At 64.8% G+C, this 16129-nt stretch carries 13 protein-coding genes and 1 tRNA gene; 6 read left to right on the forward strand and 8 right to left on the reverse strand.

Annotated features, from left to right (window positions below):
* Window position 1: 1 nt before the first annotated feature.
* From fdhE to fdnG, 4 genes are all read right to left on the reverse strand, one after another.
* A complete protein-coding gene (fdhE, locus tag HDG39_RS16585; protein WP_184006982.1) occupies window positions 2–1000 on the reverse strand; it encodes a formate dehydrogenase accessory protein FdhE in 999 nt (332 codons plus the stop codon).
* A gap of 123 nt (window positions 1001–1123) precedes the next feature.
* Entirely contained in the window at window positions 1124–1780 is a 657-nt protein-coding gene (locus HDG39_RS16590) for a formate dehydrogenase subunit gamma (protein WP_184006983.1), read from the reverse strand.
* Complete coding sequence (gene fdxH / locus HDG39_RS16595; protein ID WP_184006984.1) at window positions 1777–2700, reverse strand: formate dehydrogenase subunit beta; 924 nt, start codon at window positions 2698–2700, stop codon at window positions 1777–1779. The genes HDG39_RS16590 and fdxH overlap by 4 nt, the downstream gene beginning before the upstream one ends.
* Window positions 2701–2709: 9 nt before the next feature.
* A complete protein-coding gene (gene fdnG, locus HDG39_RS16600) occupies window positions 2710–5778 on the reverse strand; it encodes a formate dehydrogenase-N subunit alpha (RefSeq protein WP_184006985.1) in 3069 nt (1022 codons plus the stop codon).
* 226 nt (window positions 5779–6004) lie between these two features.
* On the opposite strand from fdnG, the gene HDG39_RS16605 reads away from it, so the two are divergent.
* The 5 genes from HDG39_RS16605 to HDG39_RS35085 all read left to right on the forward strand — a co-directional run bounded on the left by HDG39_RS16605 (window position 6005) and on the right by HDG39_RS35085 (window position 10103).
* A complete protein-coding gene (locus HDG39_RS16605) occupies window positions 6005–6328 on the forward strand; it encodes a beta-xylosidase (protein WP_184006986.1) in 324 nt (107 codons plus the stop codon).
* 279 nt (window positions 6329–6607) lie between these two features.
* Entirely contained in the window at window positions 6608–7666 is a 1059-nt protein-coding gene (selD, locus tag HDG39_RS16610) for a selenide, water dikinase SelD (protein ID WP_184006987.1), read from the forward strand.
* Window positions 7667–7783: 117 nt separating this feature from the next.
* Complete coding sequence (mnmH, locus tag HDG39_RS16615) at window positions 7784–8851, forward strand: tRNA 2-selenouridine(34) synthase MnmH (protein WP_184006988.1); 1068 nt, start codon at window positions 7784–7786, stop codon at window positions 8849–8851.
* Between the two features lie 25 nt (window positions 8852–8876).
* The gene (locus HDG39_RS16620; protein ID WP_184006989.1) at window positions 8877–9932 is read left to right on the forward strand and encodes a permease; all 1056 of its coding nucleotides are present in this window, start codon (window positions 8877–8879) and stop codon (window positions 9930–9932) included.
* A gap of 36 nt (window positions 9933–9968) precedes the next feature.
* Window positions 9969–10103 carry a hypothetical protein gene (locus HDG39_RS35085; RefSeq protein ID WP_260327971.1) on the forward strand — a complete coding sequence of 45 codons (135 nt, stop codon included), beginning with the start codon at window positions 9969–9971 and terminating at the stop codon, window positions 10101–10103.
* 75 nt (window positions 10104–10178) lie between these two features.
* Here HDG39_RS35085 and HDG39_RS16625 read toward each other — a convergent pair whose 3' ends face one another.
* The 4 genes from HDG39_RS16625 to HDG39_RS16640 form a co-directional block, all read right to left on the reverse strand.
* Window positions 10179–11849: a dihydroxyacetone kinase family protein gene (locus HDG39_RS16625; protein WP_184006990.1), complete on the reverse strand. Its 1671-nt coding sequence runs from the start codon at window positions 11847–11849 to the stop codon at window positions 10179–10181.
* 278 nt (window positions 11850–12127) lie between these two features.
* Window positions 12128–12204: transfer RNA gene (locus HDG39_RS16630), tRNA-Val, on the reverse strand.
* A 78-nt stretch (window positions 12205–12282) separates the two neighbouring features.
* Window positions 12283–13773, reverse strand: coding sequence for a M81 family metallopeptidase (locus HDG39_RS16635; RefSeq protein WP_184006991.1), 1491 nt, complete (start codon window positions 13771–13773; stop codon window positions 12283–12285).
* Window positions 13770–15056 carry an allantoate amidohydrolase gene (locus tag HDG39_RS16640; protein WP_184006992.1) on the reverse strand — a complete coding sequence of 429 codons (1287 nt, stop codon included), beginning with the start codon at window positions 15054–15056 and terminating at the stop codon, window positions 13770–13772. Before HDG39_RS16640 ends, HDG39_RS16635 begins: the two co-directional genes overlap by 4 nt.
* A gap of 394 nt (window positions 15057–15450) precedes the next feature.
* Here HDG39_RS16640 and HDG39_RS16645 point away from each other — a divergent pair, with 394 nt between their 5' ends.
* Window positions 15451–15912: a hypothetical protein gene (locus HDG39_RS16645; protein ID WP_184007022.1), complete on the forward strand. Its 462-nt coding sequence runs from the start codon at window positions 15451–15453 to the stop codon at window positions 15910–15912.
* The last annotated feature ends 217 nt before the right edge of the window (window positions 15913–16129 follow it).

The following is a 16129-nucleotide window of genomic DNA, read 5'->3' on the forward strand; positions in this document are numbered from 1 at the left end:
GTCAGGCCGACTCGTCGCCCTCTGGTTCGGCCGCGCCGGCCGTCTGCTCCGGCCACAGCCATGGATGCGGCGACGCGCGCCGGTAACCTTCCGCGCCCATCAGCAGATCGAGCGTGAGGCTCGCGAGGTCGTCCGCGAATGGATCGAACTCGTAGTCCTTCGCCTGGATGCCGATCTTGCGGTAAGTATGGCATTCGTCGCACGACTCCGCCTTCAGCGCGGCGTTTTTCGATTCGGCCTCGCGCGCGGCTGCGTCGGCGTCGGGCGAGCCGGCTACCTGGTACGCGATGCCCTTCGTCGAATCGCAGTTCGAGCATTTACTACGGACCATATGCCATTCGGTCGCGCACAATCCGCATTGCAGATAGCGATAGTTGTCGTACGCGCCGCCAATGCGCAGCGTGCTCGCCACCGGATGCGAGCCGCACACCGGGCACAGGCCCGGTGTGTCGAGGTACGGTACGGCGCGCTTGTCGATGTCGGCGGCGAGGTCGGTCCATACGACCTGCAGCGCGGCCATGATGAACGGCGCGCTCGCCGGCTCGACGTCGGCGAAGCGCTGCGCGAAGATCGCGTCGGCCTGCGCTTCGAGCGCAGCGACGTCGAGCGAGCGCAGGCGCGCGAACAACGCCACGAGCGGCGGCGTCAACGGACCCGCCGCTTCGACCTTGTCGAGCAGTTGTAGCAGCACGTCGCGCCACGCCGGATCGCGCGCGCCGGACAGCGCCGGAATCAGCGGCATCGAATACTGCTGCGCGCTCGCGATCAGCTCGGGGCTCGGTGGCTGGGCCTTGAAGTGCGCGAGCACCGCCTGCTGGGCATCGGCGAGCGCCGCCATGAGCCGCAGGTAGCCGGCGATCGGATTGCCGCGCGAGGCGAGCTGACGCAGGCGCGCGGCGCGCGGCGCGAATACCGCGAGCCGCTCGGGCATGCGGATGCGGGGTATTGCCGAGGGATCGAGCGACTCGATGTCGGCGGCTTCGAGAATGCGTTGAGTCAAGATATCGACCTCTGAAAACTGAAGGGCCGCCGCCCGTCATCGACGAGGCGCGGCGGCCCGGTGCGAGGGGCGCTGCGTCCAGTGCATTAGAGTCCGCATCGGAGCAGAGTCCATGGAGCGTATTTACTTGCCGATGATTTCCCTGAACCAGTTCGGATGGTGCTTGCGCGCCCAGCCATACGTGACGGTGCCACGTGTCATCGCACCCACGGAGCCCTTGACCCACAGCGCCGCATAGATATGCACGATGATGCCGACGATCAGCAAAAACGCCACAAATGCATGTACGAGCGCCGAGAGCCGGATCACACCAATCGGGAAATAGAACGAAAAGTAGCGCCGCCAGATCACGATGCCGCTCAGCAACAGCAGCAGCATACAGATCACCATCACGAAGAACAGCAGCTTCTGCCCGGCGTTGTACCTGCCGATTGCGGGCAGGCGTTCCTCGCGATTGTTCAGCACGTCGCCGATCTGCTTCATCCACTGGATATCCGCCTGGTCCAGATAGTTGTGATGCCAGAAGCGCAACGCAAGAATCAGGAACGAGATGAACATCACGCAGCCAATGAACGGGTGCAGAATCCGCGTCCACTGCCCGCCGCCGAGTACCGCGTACAGAAACGCCATCGACGGATGGAACATCGCGAGACCGGACAGCGCAAGCAGGATGAAACAGATCGCGGTGATCCAATGATTCGTGCGCTCGTTCGGCGTATAGCGCACGATCAGGCGGTTGCCCGCTACGTCCGTGAAATCGGTGTGCTCAGAGTGCTTCATTGCGTACCCTCCCGCGAACGGCGTGCTTCTTCGGCTTCCTTGACGGCTGCGGCTTCGTCGGCCTCGGACACCTCGTTCGGGCCGACGCGCGTGTAGTGGAAGAAGCCCGCGAGCGCGGCGATCCCCATAATGGCGAGCCCGATCGGCTTGGCTATGCCCTTCCACAACGAGACCAGTGGACTGATGCGCGGATCGTCCGGCAGGCCGTGATACAGCGACGGCCGGTCGGCGTGGTGCAACACGTACATCACATGCGTACCGCCGACCTTGTCCGGGTTATACAGGCCAGCGTTCTGAAAACCGCGCTCCTTCAGATCGACGATGCGGTCCTCGGCCTGCTGCTTCATGTCCTCCTTGGTGCCGAACATGATCGCGCCGGTCGGGCAGGTCTTCACGCACGCCGGCTCCTGGCCGACCGCCACACGATCCGAACACAGCGTGCACTTGTACACGCGGCGATCCTTCTGCGACATACGCGGGATGTCGAACGGGCAGCCGGCGATGCAGAAGCCGCAGCCGATGCAGTTCTCCTGGTGGAAATCCACGATGCCGTTCGTGTACTGCACGATCGCGCCCGGCGCCGGACAGGCCTTCAGGCAGCCCGGGTCCTCGCAGTGCATGCAGCCGTCCTTGCGGATCAGCCATTCGATATCGCCGGCGGAATTCTCGTACTCGGCAAACCGCATGACGGTCCACGAATTCTCGGTGAGGTCGGGCGGGTTGTCGTAGACGCCCACGTTCACGCCGATCTCGTCGCGCAGATCGTTCCACTCCATGCAAGCCGTCTGACAGGCCTTGCAGCCGATGCACTTCGACACGTCGATGAGCTTCGCGACCGTGCCCGTGGCCGGCTCGCGAATCACCGGCGGCTGCCTGGTGGTGGCCGAAACGCGTCTGATGTCCAGTGATTGCAGTGCCATCTCTTTTCCTTATGCCTTTTCGACCTTGACGAGGAACGACTTGAATTCCGGTGTCTGCGAATTCCCGTCGCCCACCGGGGGCGTCAGCGTATTGACGAGATAGCCCGGCCTTGCGACTCCCATGAAGCCCCAATGCAGCGGCAGCCCGACGGTCTGCACCTTCTTGCCTTCGATCATCAGCGGTTTGATCCGCTTCGTCACGACCGCGACGGCAACCACATGCCCACGGTTCGAGCTCACCTTGACCCGGTCGCCGGCCACCACGCCGATCTCCTTCGCGAGGTCGTCGCCAATTTCGACGAATTGCTCGGGCTGGATGATCGCGTTCAGATGCGCGTGTTTGGTCCAGTAGTGGAAATGCTCGGTCAGACGATAAGTGGTCGCCGTATGCGGAAAGTTCTCGTGCGTGCCGAACGTGGCCTTGTCGTCCGGGAACACGCGCGCCGCCGGATTGCTGACGGCCAACTTGTTGTCCGGATGCAGCGGGTTGTAGCCGAGCGGCGTTTCGAACGGCTCGTAGTGCTCGGGGAATGGCCCTTCCACCATATTCTCGCGCGCGAAGAACCGAGCGACCCCTTCCGGATTCATGATGAACGGATTCATGCCGTTTTCGGGCGGCTCGTCGACCTTGAAGTCCGGAATGTCGGCGCCCGACCACTTGCTGCCGTTCCACGCGATCAGCTTGCGCGTCGGATCGAACGGCTTGCCGCTGAGGTCGCACGACGCGCGGTTGTACAGAACTCGCCGGTTCACCGGCCATGCCCAGGCCCAGTTCAGCGTGTTGCCGATGCCGGTCGGGTCCGAGTTGTCGCGGCGGCCCATCTGGTTGCCCGCCTGGGTCCACGCGCCGCAGAAGATCCAGCAGCCGCTCGAGGTCGAGCCGTCGTCGCGCAGCAGCGCGAAACTCGCGAGCTGCTCGCCCTTCTTCGCGAGCACCTTGGTCGTGTCCTTCGGATCGGTAACGTCCGCGAGTGCCTTGCCGTTGAACTCCATTGCGAGTTCTTCGGGCGTCGGGCTTTCCGGGTTCGCATACGGCCAGCTCATGTTCAGGATCGGATCGGGATACTTGCCGCCGTCCTTGCGATAAGCGTCGCGAATACGCAGCCACAGCCCCGCCATGATGTCGAGGTCGCTCTTCGCTTCGCCGGGACCGTTCGCGCCCTGCCAGTGCCACTGCAGCACCCGGCTCGAACTAACGAGCGAGCCGCGTTCCTCGGCGAAGCAGGTGGTCGGCAGACGGAACACCTCGGTCTGGATCGAGCCGCTGTCGACGTCGTTGAACGGGCCGTGGTTCTTCCAGAACTCCGACGTTTCGGTCGCGAGCGGATCCATGATCACGAGCCACTTCAGCTTGGCCAGCGCCGCGCCGTTCTTCGCCTTGAACGGCGCGGCGGCAAGCGGGTTGAAGCCCTGCGCGAGGTAGCCGGTCATTTTGCCCTGATTCATCAGCTCGAAGACCTGCAGCAGGTCGTAGGACTTATCGAGCTTCGGCAGATAGTCGAAAGCGAAGTTGTTGTCGGCGGTCGCCTTGTCGCCCCACCACGATTTCATGAAGCTCACGTGGAACGCGCGATAGTTGCGCCAGTAGCTCAGCTGGTTCGGCCGCAGCGGCTGCGTGGCGCGCTTCGCGATGTAGGCGTCGAAGTCCTGCTCCGCTTCCATGGGCAGCGTCATGTAGCCCGGCAGCAGGTTCGACATCAGGCCGAGATCCGTCAGGCCCTGGATGTTCGAATGGCCGCGCAGCGCGTTCATGCCGCCGCCCGCGATGCCGATGTTGCCGAGCAGCAGCTGCACCATCGCGCCGGTGCGGATCATCTGCGAGCCGATCGAGTGATGCGTCCAGCCGAGCGCGTACATGATCGTGGCCGCGCGGTTCGGCACCGACGTCGACGCGAGCATCTCGCACACGTGCTGGAACTTCTCCTTCGGCACGCCGCAGATTTTCTCGACCTGCTCGGGCGTGTAGCGAGAGTAGTGCTGCTTCATCAGCTGATAGACGCAGCGCGGGTCCTGCAGCGTCGGGTCGACCTTGGCGAAGCCGTCGTCGCCGCGCTCGTAGTCCCACGAGGTCTTGTCGTAGCTGCGCTTTTCGGCGTTGTAGCCGGAAAACAGGCCGTCCTTGAACGCGAAATCCTCACGCACGATGAACGGCATGTCCGTGTAGTTCTTCACGTACTCGTGCTGGATCTTGTCGTTCGTCAGCAGGTAGTTGATCACCCCGCCGAGAAACGCAATGTCCGTACCGGTGCGGATCTGCACGAAGTAGTCCGCTACCGACGCCGTACGCGTAAAGCGCGGGTCGACCACGATCAGGCGCGCCTTGCGGTGCGCCTTGGCTTCGGTGACCCATTTGAAACCGCATGGGTGTGCCTCGGCCGCATTGCCGCCCATCACGAGAATCACGTCCGCGTTTCTGATGTCGACCCAATGGTTCGTCATCGCTCCACGGCCAAACGTCGGGGCAAGACCTGCCACCGTCGGGCCATGTCAGACACGCGCCTGATTGTCGAATCCGAGCATGCCAAGACTGCGAACAGTCTTGTGCGTCAGATAACCCACCTCGTTGCTGCCGGCCGATGCCGCGAGCATGCCGGTAGTCAGCCAGCGGTTGACCTTCTTGCCGTCCGCGGTCGTCTCGACGAAGTTCGCGTCGCGGTCTTCCTTCATCAGCTTCGCGATGCGGTCTAGCGCGTCTTCCCACGAGATGCGCTTCCACTCGTTCGCCCCGGCCGCGCGGTACTCGGGATAGCGCAGACGGCTCGGGCTATGGATGAAGTCGATCAGGCTCGCGCCCTTCGGGCACAGCGTGCCGCGATTGACCGGATGGTCGGGGTCGCCCTCGATGTGGAAGATGCTCGTCTTCACATTCTTGGCCTCGTCGCCAAGACCGTACATCAGGATGCCGCAGCCCACCGAACAGTACGGGCAGGTGTTGCGGGTTTCAGTCGCACGCGACAATTTGTACTGACGGACTTCGGCCAGCGCGGGTGTCGGCGAGAAGCCCATCAGGGCCAGGCTCGATCCGGCAAGTGTCGTGGCAGAGACCTTCAGGAATTGTCGCCGAGTCATTTGCGTCATTGCATGGCCTCGGCTCATTTGGGGACAAAATTGATTATAGATGCCGTTTCGCGACATGCAGCGAGATCGTAGTGCCTTCGCCACCCGGCTAAAGAGGACATGCGAAACTCACTTGAATGAAGGGCGGCACTCTCCCTGCACGATTTATTCCCGCTGCTGGGCACCATTCATGCTGTATCCGCGAATAGTGCCTCCCATTGACCTGATCGGCGGATATTGCACTCCTATGAGCTACCCGACTTTCTCCTGTCGCGCGGCACGCGGCGCGGCCTCGCCGGCGCTCGTCGGCGCCGCGCTGTTGGCCTCGAGCCCGCCCAGCTCCGCGCAGATTCCCCAGCCGCGCGGCTCTTCGCAAATGGAAAGCCGCTCGTCCGCGACGGGTTCGACGCCCGAACCGGCTGCTTCGGCGGTTCATGAATCGCAAAAACCTCAGTCGAAAGACAGCGGGCAAGGTAACGCGCGCGGCAAAACCGCCGGTCAAGAAAAACCCGAAGGGGCTGGCGGATTTGACAATGGCCTGTATGGGACCGGCGCGGGCAGTAATAAATGAGGTTCTGGAATCGCGATAACTGGTTTGTTAACTGTCGACGCGGATCGATTCGCGCGGCGCCGCGGGATTGCGTTGTAGCATTAAGAATTCGTTTCATCGCGCGTACATGCCGTTTGCATTTCCTTCGGCATTAGTATTTTTTACGCGGCCGTTTATCGCTGGCTAAACGGGTTCGAAACGGTTTCGGCATACAGGCCGGTTTGCGCCCGTGCCGACGCTGCACAGTGTGAAAACAACCCTCATAATGCGGTCATTCGACGAACCCCAACTCTCGCCTCCATGACCCAAGTCCAAGCAAGCCAGTCGCCCCGCCTGACCAGCCTGTCGCACGGCGGCGGCTGCGGCTGCAAGATCGCGCCCGGCCTGCTCGCCGATCTGCTCAAGCGCAGCGCGCCGCTGCCGTTCTTCCCCAACCTGCTGGTCGGCAACGACACCGCCGACGACGCCGCCGTCTACAAGCTCAACGAAGACCAGGCGATCGTCGCGACCACCGATTTCTTCATGCCGATCGTCGACGATCCATTCGACTTCGGCCGCATCGCCGCGACCAACGCGATCTCCGACGTCTACGCGATGGGCGGCAAGCCGATCATGGCGCTCGCGATCGTCGGCATGCCGATCAACGTGCTGCCGCACGACGTGATCGCGGCCGTGCTGAAAGGCGGCGAATCGGTCTGCGCGGAAGCAGGCATCCCGGTCGCGGGCGGCCATTCGATCGATTCGGTCGAGCCGATTTACGGCCTCGTCGCGCTGGGCATCGTCGATCCGAAGCGCGTCAAGCGCAACTCGGGCGGCCAGGCCGGAGACGTGCTGATCCTCGGCAAGCCACTCGGCGTCGGGATTCTGTCCGCGGCACTGAAGAAAGACCGGCTCGACGAGGCCGGCTACGCGGCAATGATCGGCGCGACCACCAAGCTGAACCGGCCGGGCGCCGAGCTGGCGCGGCTCGACGGCGTACATGCGCTGACCGATATCACCGGCTTCGGCCTGCTCGGCCACACGCTGGAACTCGCGCGCGGCTCGAAGCTGACCGCGCGCGTGCGCTACGCGGACCTGCCGTGGCTGCCGAACGTCGCGAGCCTCGCGCAAGCCGGCATTTTCACCGGCGCATCGGGCCGCAACTGGGATGCCTACGGTCACGACGTGGTGCTGCCCGCCACCTTGCCGTCCGCCGCCCGCGCGTTGTTGACCGATCCGCAGACGTCGGGCGGGCTGCTGGTGTCGTGCGCGCCCGAAGCGGTCGACGAAGTGCTCGCGCTGTTCCGCGCCGATGGCTTTGCCGACGCACGGGTGATCGGCGAGCTGATGAGCGGGGAAGCGCGGGTCGAAGTCATCTGAGGCAGGCGGCTGAAGGACGTCACTGGAGCACCCCGGGAAGGACGCATATAACCGGCCCGAACGAGCCGCCCATGCGATAATTTCGGTCTTCCCGCGGTCCGTTTTCTCCCTACTCCCTTGAAAAGTCTTCTAGTCAGCCTCGACAAAGCCGGCGATTTCGATGAAATCGTCGACGTTCGCACTCCGCTCGAGTTCGAGGAAGACCATATTCCGGGCGCGACCAACGCGCCAGTGCTGAGCAACGAGGAACGCGTGCTGGTCGGCACGACCTACAAGCAGGTGTCGCCGTTCGAGGGCACGCGGCTCGGCGCCGCGTTAGTCGCGCGCAACATCGCGCATCATCTGGAAACCACGTTTGCCGACCGGCCGCGCAACTGGCGCCCGCTGATCTACTGCTGGCGCGGCGGCAAGCGTTCGGGCTCGGTCACGACTCTGTTCAACATGATCGGCTGGTCGGCGCGGCAACTCGACGGCGGCTACAAGAGCTACCGGCGCGCCACGCTGGAGAGGCTCGAAACCCTGCCGCGCCGTTTCAGCTATATCACGCTCGTGGGCCCGACCGGCAGCGGCAAGACGCGGCTGCTGTCGGCGCTGCACGAGGCCGGCGCGCAGACGCTCGACCTCGAGGCGCTCGCCTCGCATCGCGGCTCGCTGCTCGGCGCGTATACGGGCGTGGCGCAGCCGTCGCAAAAGCGTTTCGACACGCTGCTCGTCACCGCGCTGCGCGACTTCGACGTGAACCGGCCGGTGTTCGTCGAGGCGGAAAGCCGGCGCATCGGCTCCGTCACGCTGCCGCTTGCACTGCTCGAAACGTTTCATCGCGGCGCGTGCGTCGAGGTGCGCTCGAGCAGCGAGGACCGCGCGGCGTTCCTGTTGCAGGATTACGCGCATCTGTTCGAGCATCGCGATTACTTCAAGGGACAGTTGGAACGGTTGATCGGTCTGCACAGCCGCGAGCGAGTCACGGGCTGGCTGCGGCTCGTCGACGAGAACCGGCGCGCCGAACTCGCGCGCGAACTGATCGAACGGCACTACGATCCCGCATACGCGCGCAGCAGCGGCCAGCATTTCGAGGAGTTGCCGGACGCGCTGCAACTCGATTTCCGCCCGAACGACGCCGACATCGTCGAGCAGGCGAAAATGCTGCTCGCGCAGCTCGATACCCGCACGCTAGTCGTCGGTTGATCCACAACGACATTCAACAACCATCATGCAATCAACCCTTCGGCAACCCCGCGTCACGCTTGGCTGGATCGTGTTCCTGCTGATCGCCGTCGTCGGCCTCTTCTATGTGAAGTGGTTTCCGTACTACAACCGCGCGTTCGTCGCCGCGAGCCAGCATTCGATCGGCAAGTCGATCCTGATGGGCACGTCCGCGAGCGCGCCGGCGGCCTCATGGCAGGCCGCGATCGACTTCGCGCTCGCTTACGGCAAGGCAATCTGGCAGGCGATGGTGCTTGGCCTGCTGCTCGGCTCCGCGGTACAAGCGCTGATTCCGCCGCAATGGGTCGCGCGCGCGCTCGGCCGTGCCGACTTCAACAGCGTCGTCAAAGGCGGCCTGATGTCGTTGCCGGGCATGATGTGCACCTGCTGCGCGGCGCCGCTCGTCGCGGGCCTGCGCGCGCGTGAAGCGGCGCCGGGCGCGGCGATTGCTTTTTGGCTCGGTAATACCGCGCTGAATCCCGCTACGCTGATCTTCATGGGCTTCGTGCTCGGCTGGCAGTGGATGGGCCTGCGCCTCGCGCTCGGCATCGTGATGGTGTTCGGCCTTGGCTACGTCGTGAACCGCATGGTCACGCCGCAGGAAGCGCAAGCGTCGCGAGAGGCCGTCGCGCAACTGGTCAGCGCCGACGATCCAGGCACCGCGTTCTCGCGCTGGATCACGATTCTGGGGCGCATGACGCTGCGGCTCGTGCCGGAATACATCGCGCTCGTGCTGATTCTCGGCGCGGCGCGCGCGTGGCTGTTTCCGCACATCGGCCCGGACGTCGACAACAGCCTGCTGTGGATCATCGCGCTGTCGATCGCCGGCACGCTGTTCGTGATTCCGACCGCGGGTGAAGTGCCGATCATTCAGGCTATGCTGTCGTTCGGCATGGCCGCCGGCCCCGCCGGTGCGCTGCTGATGACGCTGCCGCTCGTCAGCGTGCCGTCGCTCGCGATGCTCGCGCGGTCGTTTCCGCGGCGCGTGCTGACGGTGGTGGCCTGTGCAGTGGTGGTGTGCGGTGTCGTCAGTGGAGTGCTGGCCGTTACGTTGGGCTTCTGAGTCGGTTTTTGAGTTCGAGTCGTAGAAGAAGGAAGCATGAAACGTATAGCCGCATTCGCTGTCACGTGTTGGTCCGCTGCCGGGCTGCTGTACGTTGGACAGCACTCGGTGGCGCTGATCGCGCTGAGCGGCGTCGTGGTGTTCGCGGGGCTCGATCTGCTGCGGCCGTGACGGCGGCGTAGTTTTCCCTGCTGTGAAAGTGCGCTCGTCCCTTGCGTTCGCCGTAACGTTCGCGTCCGCCTGCGCCTAACGGGGAAGCGCGTCGCGAATCGCCGCGAGCCACAACGCGACCGCGTGCGCGCCCGGGTCCGCATGACCGAGTGCGCGCTCGCCGACATAGCTCGAACGTCCGCGCCGCGGATGCATCGATGCGGTACGAGACGTGCCATCGCTTGCCGCACCGACGGCGGCTTGCAATGCGGCATCCGTCGACGCGCCCCGAGCGAGTGCGTCGTGCAACGCGTCGGCTGCGGGCCTCAGCGCATCGACCATCGTCCGATCGCCCGACCTCGCGCCCCCCAGTTCCATCAACCCATCGACACCGGCGCTGAACGCCGTCGCCCATTGCCGTGCGGTGGTCCCGCTCGACTGTTCGAGCGCGGCCGCCGCGCGCAACAGCATCACCGCGTATAGCGGACCCGACGTGCCGCGCAAAACCGCGCCCGGGGTGGTTGCGCACGCGTAGGAATCGAGTTCGAGCTGCACCGCGCGTGCGCCGCGCGCGAGGCTGATGCCGAGGTCGCCGTCGCCGACGCGCTGGTCCATTTCGGTCAATGTCGGCTCGGCCGCCAGCAGGCACTCGCAGACCGCTTCGATCGCGCGCCGCAGCGTCGCGTCACGCGCGAGCGTCGCGCCGCTCGCGCTTTGCGGCGCGGGTGGCGCCGCACGCACCGCGACCTGCGCGACGCGGCCGCTCAACGCAGGCCATGCGCTCGTCTGTGAGGCGGCGTCGAGCAGGCTCAGCCGTTCGTCATCGATACGCAGCAGCGTCAGCGAGACGCCGGTCATTTCGAGCGCGCTCAGGAACGTGCCGGCCCACGCGCGCGCGACTTCGATGCCGCGCCCGGCAAGCGCGCGCAGCGCGGCACCAGCCACCACGTTGAGTTCGCTCGGCGGCGTGCCACCCAGATTGTTGACGAGCAGCGCGACGCGCTCGCCCGCCTGCAACGCGAGATCGTCGACGATCTTTGCAAGCAGCTTGCCGACGATCGCGTCGGCCGGCTCCAGCGCGCCGCGGGCCACGCCGGGTTCGCCATGAATGCCGAGGCCCCATTCGATTTCGCCATCGCCCAGCGCGAAGCCGGGCTTGCCCGCGGCCGGCACCGTGCACGGCGTCAGCGCGACGCCCATCGTGCCGAGCGATGCGGTCGCTTCCCGAGCGAGCCGCGCGACCTCGGCCAACGGCAAACCGCGCGCGGCCGCCGCGCCCGCGATCTTGTGAACCAACACTGTGCCCGCGAGTCCGCGACGGCCCGCGTGATCGCCGCTCGCGCTCAGCGCGACGTCGTCGGCGACCATCATCATCTCAACGAGGATGCCCTCGGCGCGCGCGATTTCGGCCGCGAGGCCGAAGTTGAAGCGGTCGCCCGTGTAGTTCTTGACGATCAGCAACGCGCCCGCGGGGCCGGCCACCGCGCGTATCGCGTCGAGCACGGCGTCGATGGAGGGCGAGGTGAAGACCTCGCCGGCCACCGCCGCGCTCAGCATGCCGTGGCCCACATAGCCGCCGTGCGCGGGCTCGTGGCCCGAGCCGCCGCCCGAGATCAGCGCGACCTCGCCGCGCGCGGCCGCGGCCTGGGCATCGGCGCGCAAGACGATCGTGCCGCCTTGCAACAGCGAGAGTTGGGGATTGAGCGCGATGAGCCCGTCGAGCATATCGGGGACCACGGTGGACACATCGTTGATGAGCTTCTTCATTGCGTCAGCTCCGTTGGATGCTGCCGGCATCGCATGATCGAAGATGCGATGGGAACGGCAGTCGGGTCGGCGGCGAAAGCGGAAGGTCCAACTGTACAGCGCATTGTCGAACGACGACGCAACAGCGAGAGAGCGCGCATGAATGTGCACGAGCCAAGAGCGGACAACGAAAACGAAGGGGACGTGATGCCGAGCGGCGAAACTGAGGGAACGACTGGATCGATTTGACAGGACCGTAGACGAAAGCGGAACCGCTTTCGTCTACGTCACAGATGCGTTGGTAGGCTCGATTGGATTCGAACCAACGACCCCCACCATGTCAAGGTGGTGCTCTAACCAACTGAGCTACGAGCCTTTAGAGGCGCGAATTATAGAGACTCAATGCGGACCGCACAAGCCCTTGCCGCGATTTGTCGAAACGCATGCATGTTGATCAGTTCGTCGCGGTCCATTCGGTGTGAGGGTCCAATGGATAAACCGGCCGCTTCACGTGCTCAAAGCTGAACAGACCATAGTCTGAACTCGTGACGCCGCGGCTATCGCATTCGACGAGTGCCTCCGCGATCGGCACGAAAACCGGCCGGCAATACATGCGTGATTTGAGCAGCAGAAAACGCGCGCGGCGCGGATCGATGCCGACGCTCTCGAACACGCCGAGATCCCACGGCTCATGCGTTCGTTCGGTCACGACGAGTTTCACCGTGCCGGTGTCGAGCACTGCCGCGCGCCCCATGTACGCGCGCTGGCCGGTGTAGGTCGGGCCGCTGATCACGTATTCGCCGTCGGTCAGCGCGCGCACGACGCCGGTCAGGGCAAGCGGCGAACGCGAGGGCAATGCATCGTTTGTGAGCTTGTTGCCGATCGCGAGCGTGACCGTGCTACCGACACCCGAGGCCGCCAGGGCCGCGACCGCCTGCGGATCGCACAACGGCCCGCTGACGATACCTTCGAGGCCCTGCCTCAACGCTTCCTCGAGCAAATCCATCGTGTCGCACGTACCGCCCGACATGCAGTTGTCGCCTTGATCGAGCATCAGCACCGGTTTATCGGCGGCGCGTGCCAGCGATGCCGCCCGCGCGACCGATTCGGCAAGTGGCGCGCTGCGATAGACGAAATCGTCGCGCTCGTCCCAGATCTGCCGCGCGATGCGCTCGGCGACCGCCTCCGCATCCGCGCGCTCGCCATTGCCCACGACGACGACGCTAATGCATGGCGCTTCGATATCGGCGAGCGAGAAGCCCGCCAGCACCGACACCGCGAGCATGCCGTCGGCCTCGGCGGCGCGCGCGGCATCGAGCGCGCGTTTCATCGCGCCGTCAACGCTCGCGCTGCGCAGCGTGTGCGTGAGCAGCGGCGGCTGACGCCACGCGATCACCGGCTTCGCGTGGCCCTCGATCATGTCGAACAGCAAGCGCGCAGCATGTGCGCCAGTCTCGTACATGTCGACGTGCGGATAGGTCTTGAAGCCGACGATGACGTCGGCGTTGTCGATCATTTTTTGCGTGACGTTGCCATGCAGATCGAGCGCGACCGCGATCGGCGCGTGCGGCAGCGACGCACGCACGCGCCTGAGCAGATCGCCTTCACCGTCGGTCGAGTTCTCGGCGACCATCGCGCCGTGCAGATCGAGCATCACCGCGTCGCAACCCGTCGCGGCTGCCACGATCGCGTCGCAGATCGCATCGTAGGCGGCGGCGTCGACCGGCCCGCTCGGATTCGCCATGGCGGAGATCGGCGTCACGATTTCGGCATGCACGCGCTCGGCGGCGTCGATGAACGCGGCCATCGCGGTCTGCATGCCCTTGTTTTCGTCGAATGCGGCGCGGCCGTAGCTCGGACCGTTGCGGCCGAATGCGGCCAGCGGGGTCTCTACTGGCGAGAACGTGTTGGTCTCGTGGTTCATTCGTGCGATCAGGATCTTCATGCGCGCATGCTCCCCGTTCTCGACGCCGCGCTCGGCATCACCTGCAGCAGCACATTGCAGCCGGCTTCCAGATGATCGGCGCGCGCGTCCTCGATTTCGTTGTGGCTGATGCCGTCCTTGCAGGGAACTAAGATCATCGCGCTGGGTGCGACGCGCGCGAGATAGGCGGCGTCCTGGCCCGCGCCGCTGATCGCGTTCATCGACGATACACCGAGCCGCTCCGCGCTCTGCCTGACCTCGGCGATCCATTGCGCGGCGAATCGCTGCGGCGGGAAGTAGACGACCTGCTCGATGTCGATGGTGATGGGGGCGTCAAAGCTGCTGCTCGCGCTGTTGGCGGCGGCGTTGGTGGCGGCGTTGCCCCCATTGCTACCCGCCTGCGCGCACGCTGCACGCCATGCGAGGTCCATGACAGTGAGCGATGCGTCATCGGCTGCGCGCAGCTCGACGCTGAATTTCACGCGGCCCGCAATGACGTTGCGCGAGTTTGTATGCACGTCGAGCCAGCCGACCGTGCTACGGCCATGCGGCGCGTGATCGAGCGCGATACGGTTCAACGCATGGATCGGATCCGCGGCGACGAGCAGCGCGTCGCCGCGCAGCGCCATCGGCCCCGTGTGCGCTTCCATGCCGTGCACGGTCAGGTCGTACCAGCGTTGCCCGAGCGCGCCCTGCACGACGCCGATGACTTTGTCGTGCGCTTCGAGCATGGCCCCCTGTTCGATATGCCCCTCGAAATATGCGCCGACAGCGTGCGACTTGCGATGCTCGCCGGCATAGCCGATCGCCGCTAGCGCGTGCTCGAGCGTGAATGCGCCGGCGAACACGCCGGAGCCCATCATCACCGGCAAGAATCGCGAGCCCTCCTCGTTGGTCCACATGGCAACCTCGAGCGGCGCGATGGTCTGCACGTTGGCCTCGGCCAGCGGGCGCAGCACCTCCAGCCCTGCCACTACACCATAATTGCCGTCGAATTTGCCGCCGGTCGGCTGCGTGTCGAGATGGCTGCCCGTCATTTTGTGCGGCAGATCGTCATGCAGCCCCGTCCTCCCCGCGAAAATATTGCCGATCGCGTCGACCGGCACCGTGCGGCCGATCTCCTTCGCCCACGCGATGAACTGATCGCGTGCCTCACGGTCGAGTTCGATCAGTGCTAGACGGCAGACACCGCGTTTGTCGGTCGCGCCGATCCGCGCGAGCTGCATGTGACTGTCCCACAGCCGCGCGCCGTCGATCCGCAAATCGGCAGGCGTCGAGACAACGTTGGATGAATGAGTCTGCATCGATGCATCCTCGGGTCGAAGACAGCTGGATGGCGCTTGCCGGCGGGACTTGCTCCGTTCCGGCTTGCTGGCCGGCGTTGCTCCAATCGTCATGATAGAGAGGTTTCGCCGAGGCAGATGGCCGGACGCGCGCGAGGTGGCAATGCGGCGACGCCTTTCCGTGGGCAAGCATAGGAAGCAAAGCCGCTGGATTCGTGGGGAGTGCACGGCGCTTCGCGGGCGATGTAGGTGCCAATTCGCTCGACGACGGACGCCGCGACGTGCCGGCAATCTGCGCCCAAGTGGCCGCCAGCAAACGTTTTCGTCGAAGGAAGCGGCTAAAACGCAATGAAGGCTCAACCTTTTGCGAAGCGCGCCGTTATTGCATGTGCTCAGGCAAACCCCTCGGATCTTCATGGCACAACCAATTCCTTTCCGCAACACTGGCGCCGCCCGCGCGCGGCATGCCAAAGCCATGCTGTTGCCCATCGCGCGCCAGATCGCCGACGATCTCGCGTTGCGAGTTCATCTGTCGCTCGACGCACTGCGCCGCGGCCTCGGTACGAAGAGCGATGCGCAGACGGTCACGCAGATCATGCTGTTGACCAGCTACCTCGCTGATGCCGGCTTTGGCTCGATGAGCGACGAAGAGCTCCACGCCGCGGACCGCGCCTCGGCGATGGTGTTCGACGCAGGTCGGGAACGCAACGAATGGAAGCTGGACGAAGCGGGATTCGCGCTCTTTGCATCGATCGCAACGAGCTACGATCGGCAGCTGCATCGCGCTCCGCTTTGGGCGATTACGGAGGCCAGCGAAAGACTCGACCGCTTTATCGCAGGGGGATCCGATCGAGCGCCGGCGCGTAAGCGGGGTTAGTGTGTTTGGAGGAGGTGCTGACCGGCTGAGCCTGAAGGACACGGATTTTAGACGACCGTGTCGGAAGTCGACGGGTTACGCGGATGCGTTGCGGATCGGAAAGTAGTGAAGCGCGCAAAGTCGGCCGCGTAAACGCAAAAACCCCACCGCGGCGGGTGGGGTTTCTGACGTGGGGGGGAGCCTGACGATTACCTACTTTCACACGGGCAATCCGCAC

This window comes from Paraburkholderia lebeckiae, assembly GCF_014201005.1.
GTDB classification, from domain to species: domain Bacteria; phylum Pseudomonadota; class Gammaproteobacteria; order Burkholderiales; family Burkholderiaceae; genus Paraburkholderia; species Paraburkholderia tuberum.

Excerpts from the sequence above, each read along its gene's own strand:
- HDG39_RS16590 (WP_184006983.1), bottom strand. The coding sequence starts at position 1,780 with ATGAAGCACTCTGAGCACACCGATTTCACGGACGTAGCGGGCAACCGC.
- fdxH (WP_184006984.1), bottom strand. The coding sequence starts at position 2,700 with ATGGCACTGCAATCACTGGACATCAGACGCGTTTCGGCCACCACCAGG.
- HDG39_RS16645 (WP_184007022.1), top strand. The coding sequence starts at position 15,451 with ATGGCACAACCAATTCCTTTCCGCAACACTGGCGCCGCCCGCGCGCGG.
- HDG39_RS35085 (WP_260327971.1), top strand. The coding sequence starts at position 9,969 with ATGAAACGTATAGCCGCATTCGCTGTCACGTGTTGGTCCGCTGCCGGG.
- HDG39_RS16625 (WP_184006990.1), bottom strand. The coding sequence starts at position 11,849 with ATGAAGAAGCTCATCAACGATGTGTCCACCGTGGTCCCCGATATGCTC.
- HDG39_RS16635 (WP_184006991.1), bottom strand. The coding sequence starts at position 13,773 with ATGAAGATCCTGATCGCACGAATGAACCACGAGACCAACACGTTCTCG.
- HDG39_RS16640 (WP_184006992.1), bottom strand. The coding sequence starts at position 15,056 with ATGCAGACTCATTCATCCAACGTTGTCTCGACGCCTGCCGATTTGCGG.
- HDG39_RS16605 (WP_184006986.1), top strand. The coding sequence starts at position 6,005 with ATGAGCTACCCGACTTTCTCCTGTCGCGCGGCACGCGGCGCGGCCTCG.
- HDG39_RS16620 (WP_184006989.1), top strand. The coding sequence starts at position 8,877 with ATGCAATCAACCCTTCGGCAACCCCGCGTCACGCTTGGCTGGATCGTG.
- selD (WP_184006987.1), top strand. The coding sequence starts at position 6,608 with ATGACCCAAGTCCAAGCAAGCCAGTCGCCCCGCCTGACCAGCCTGTCG.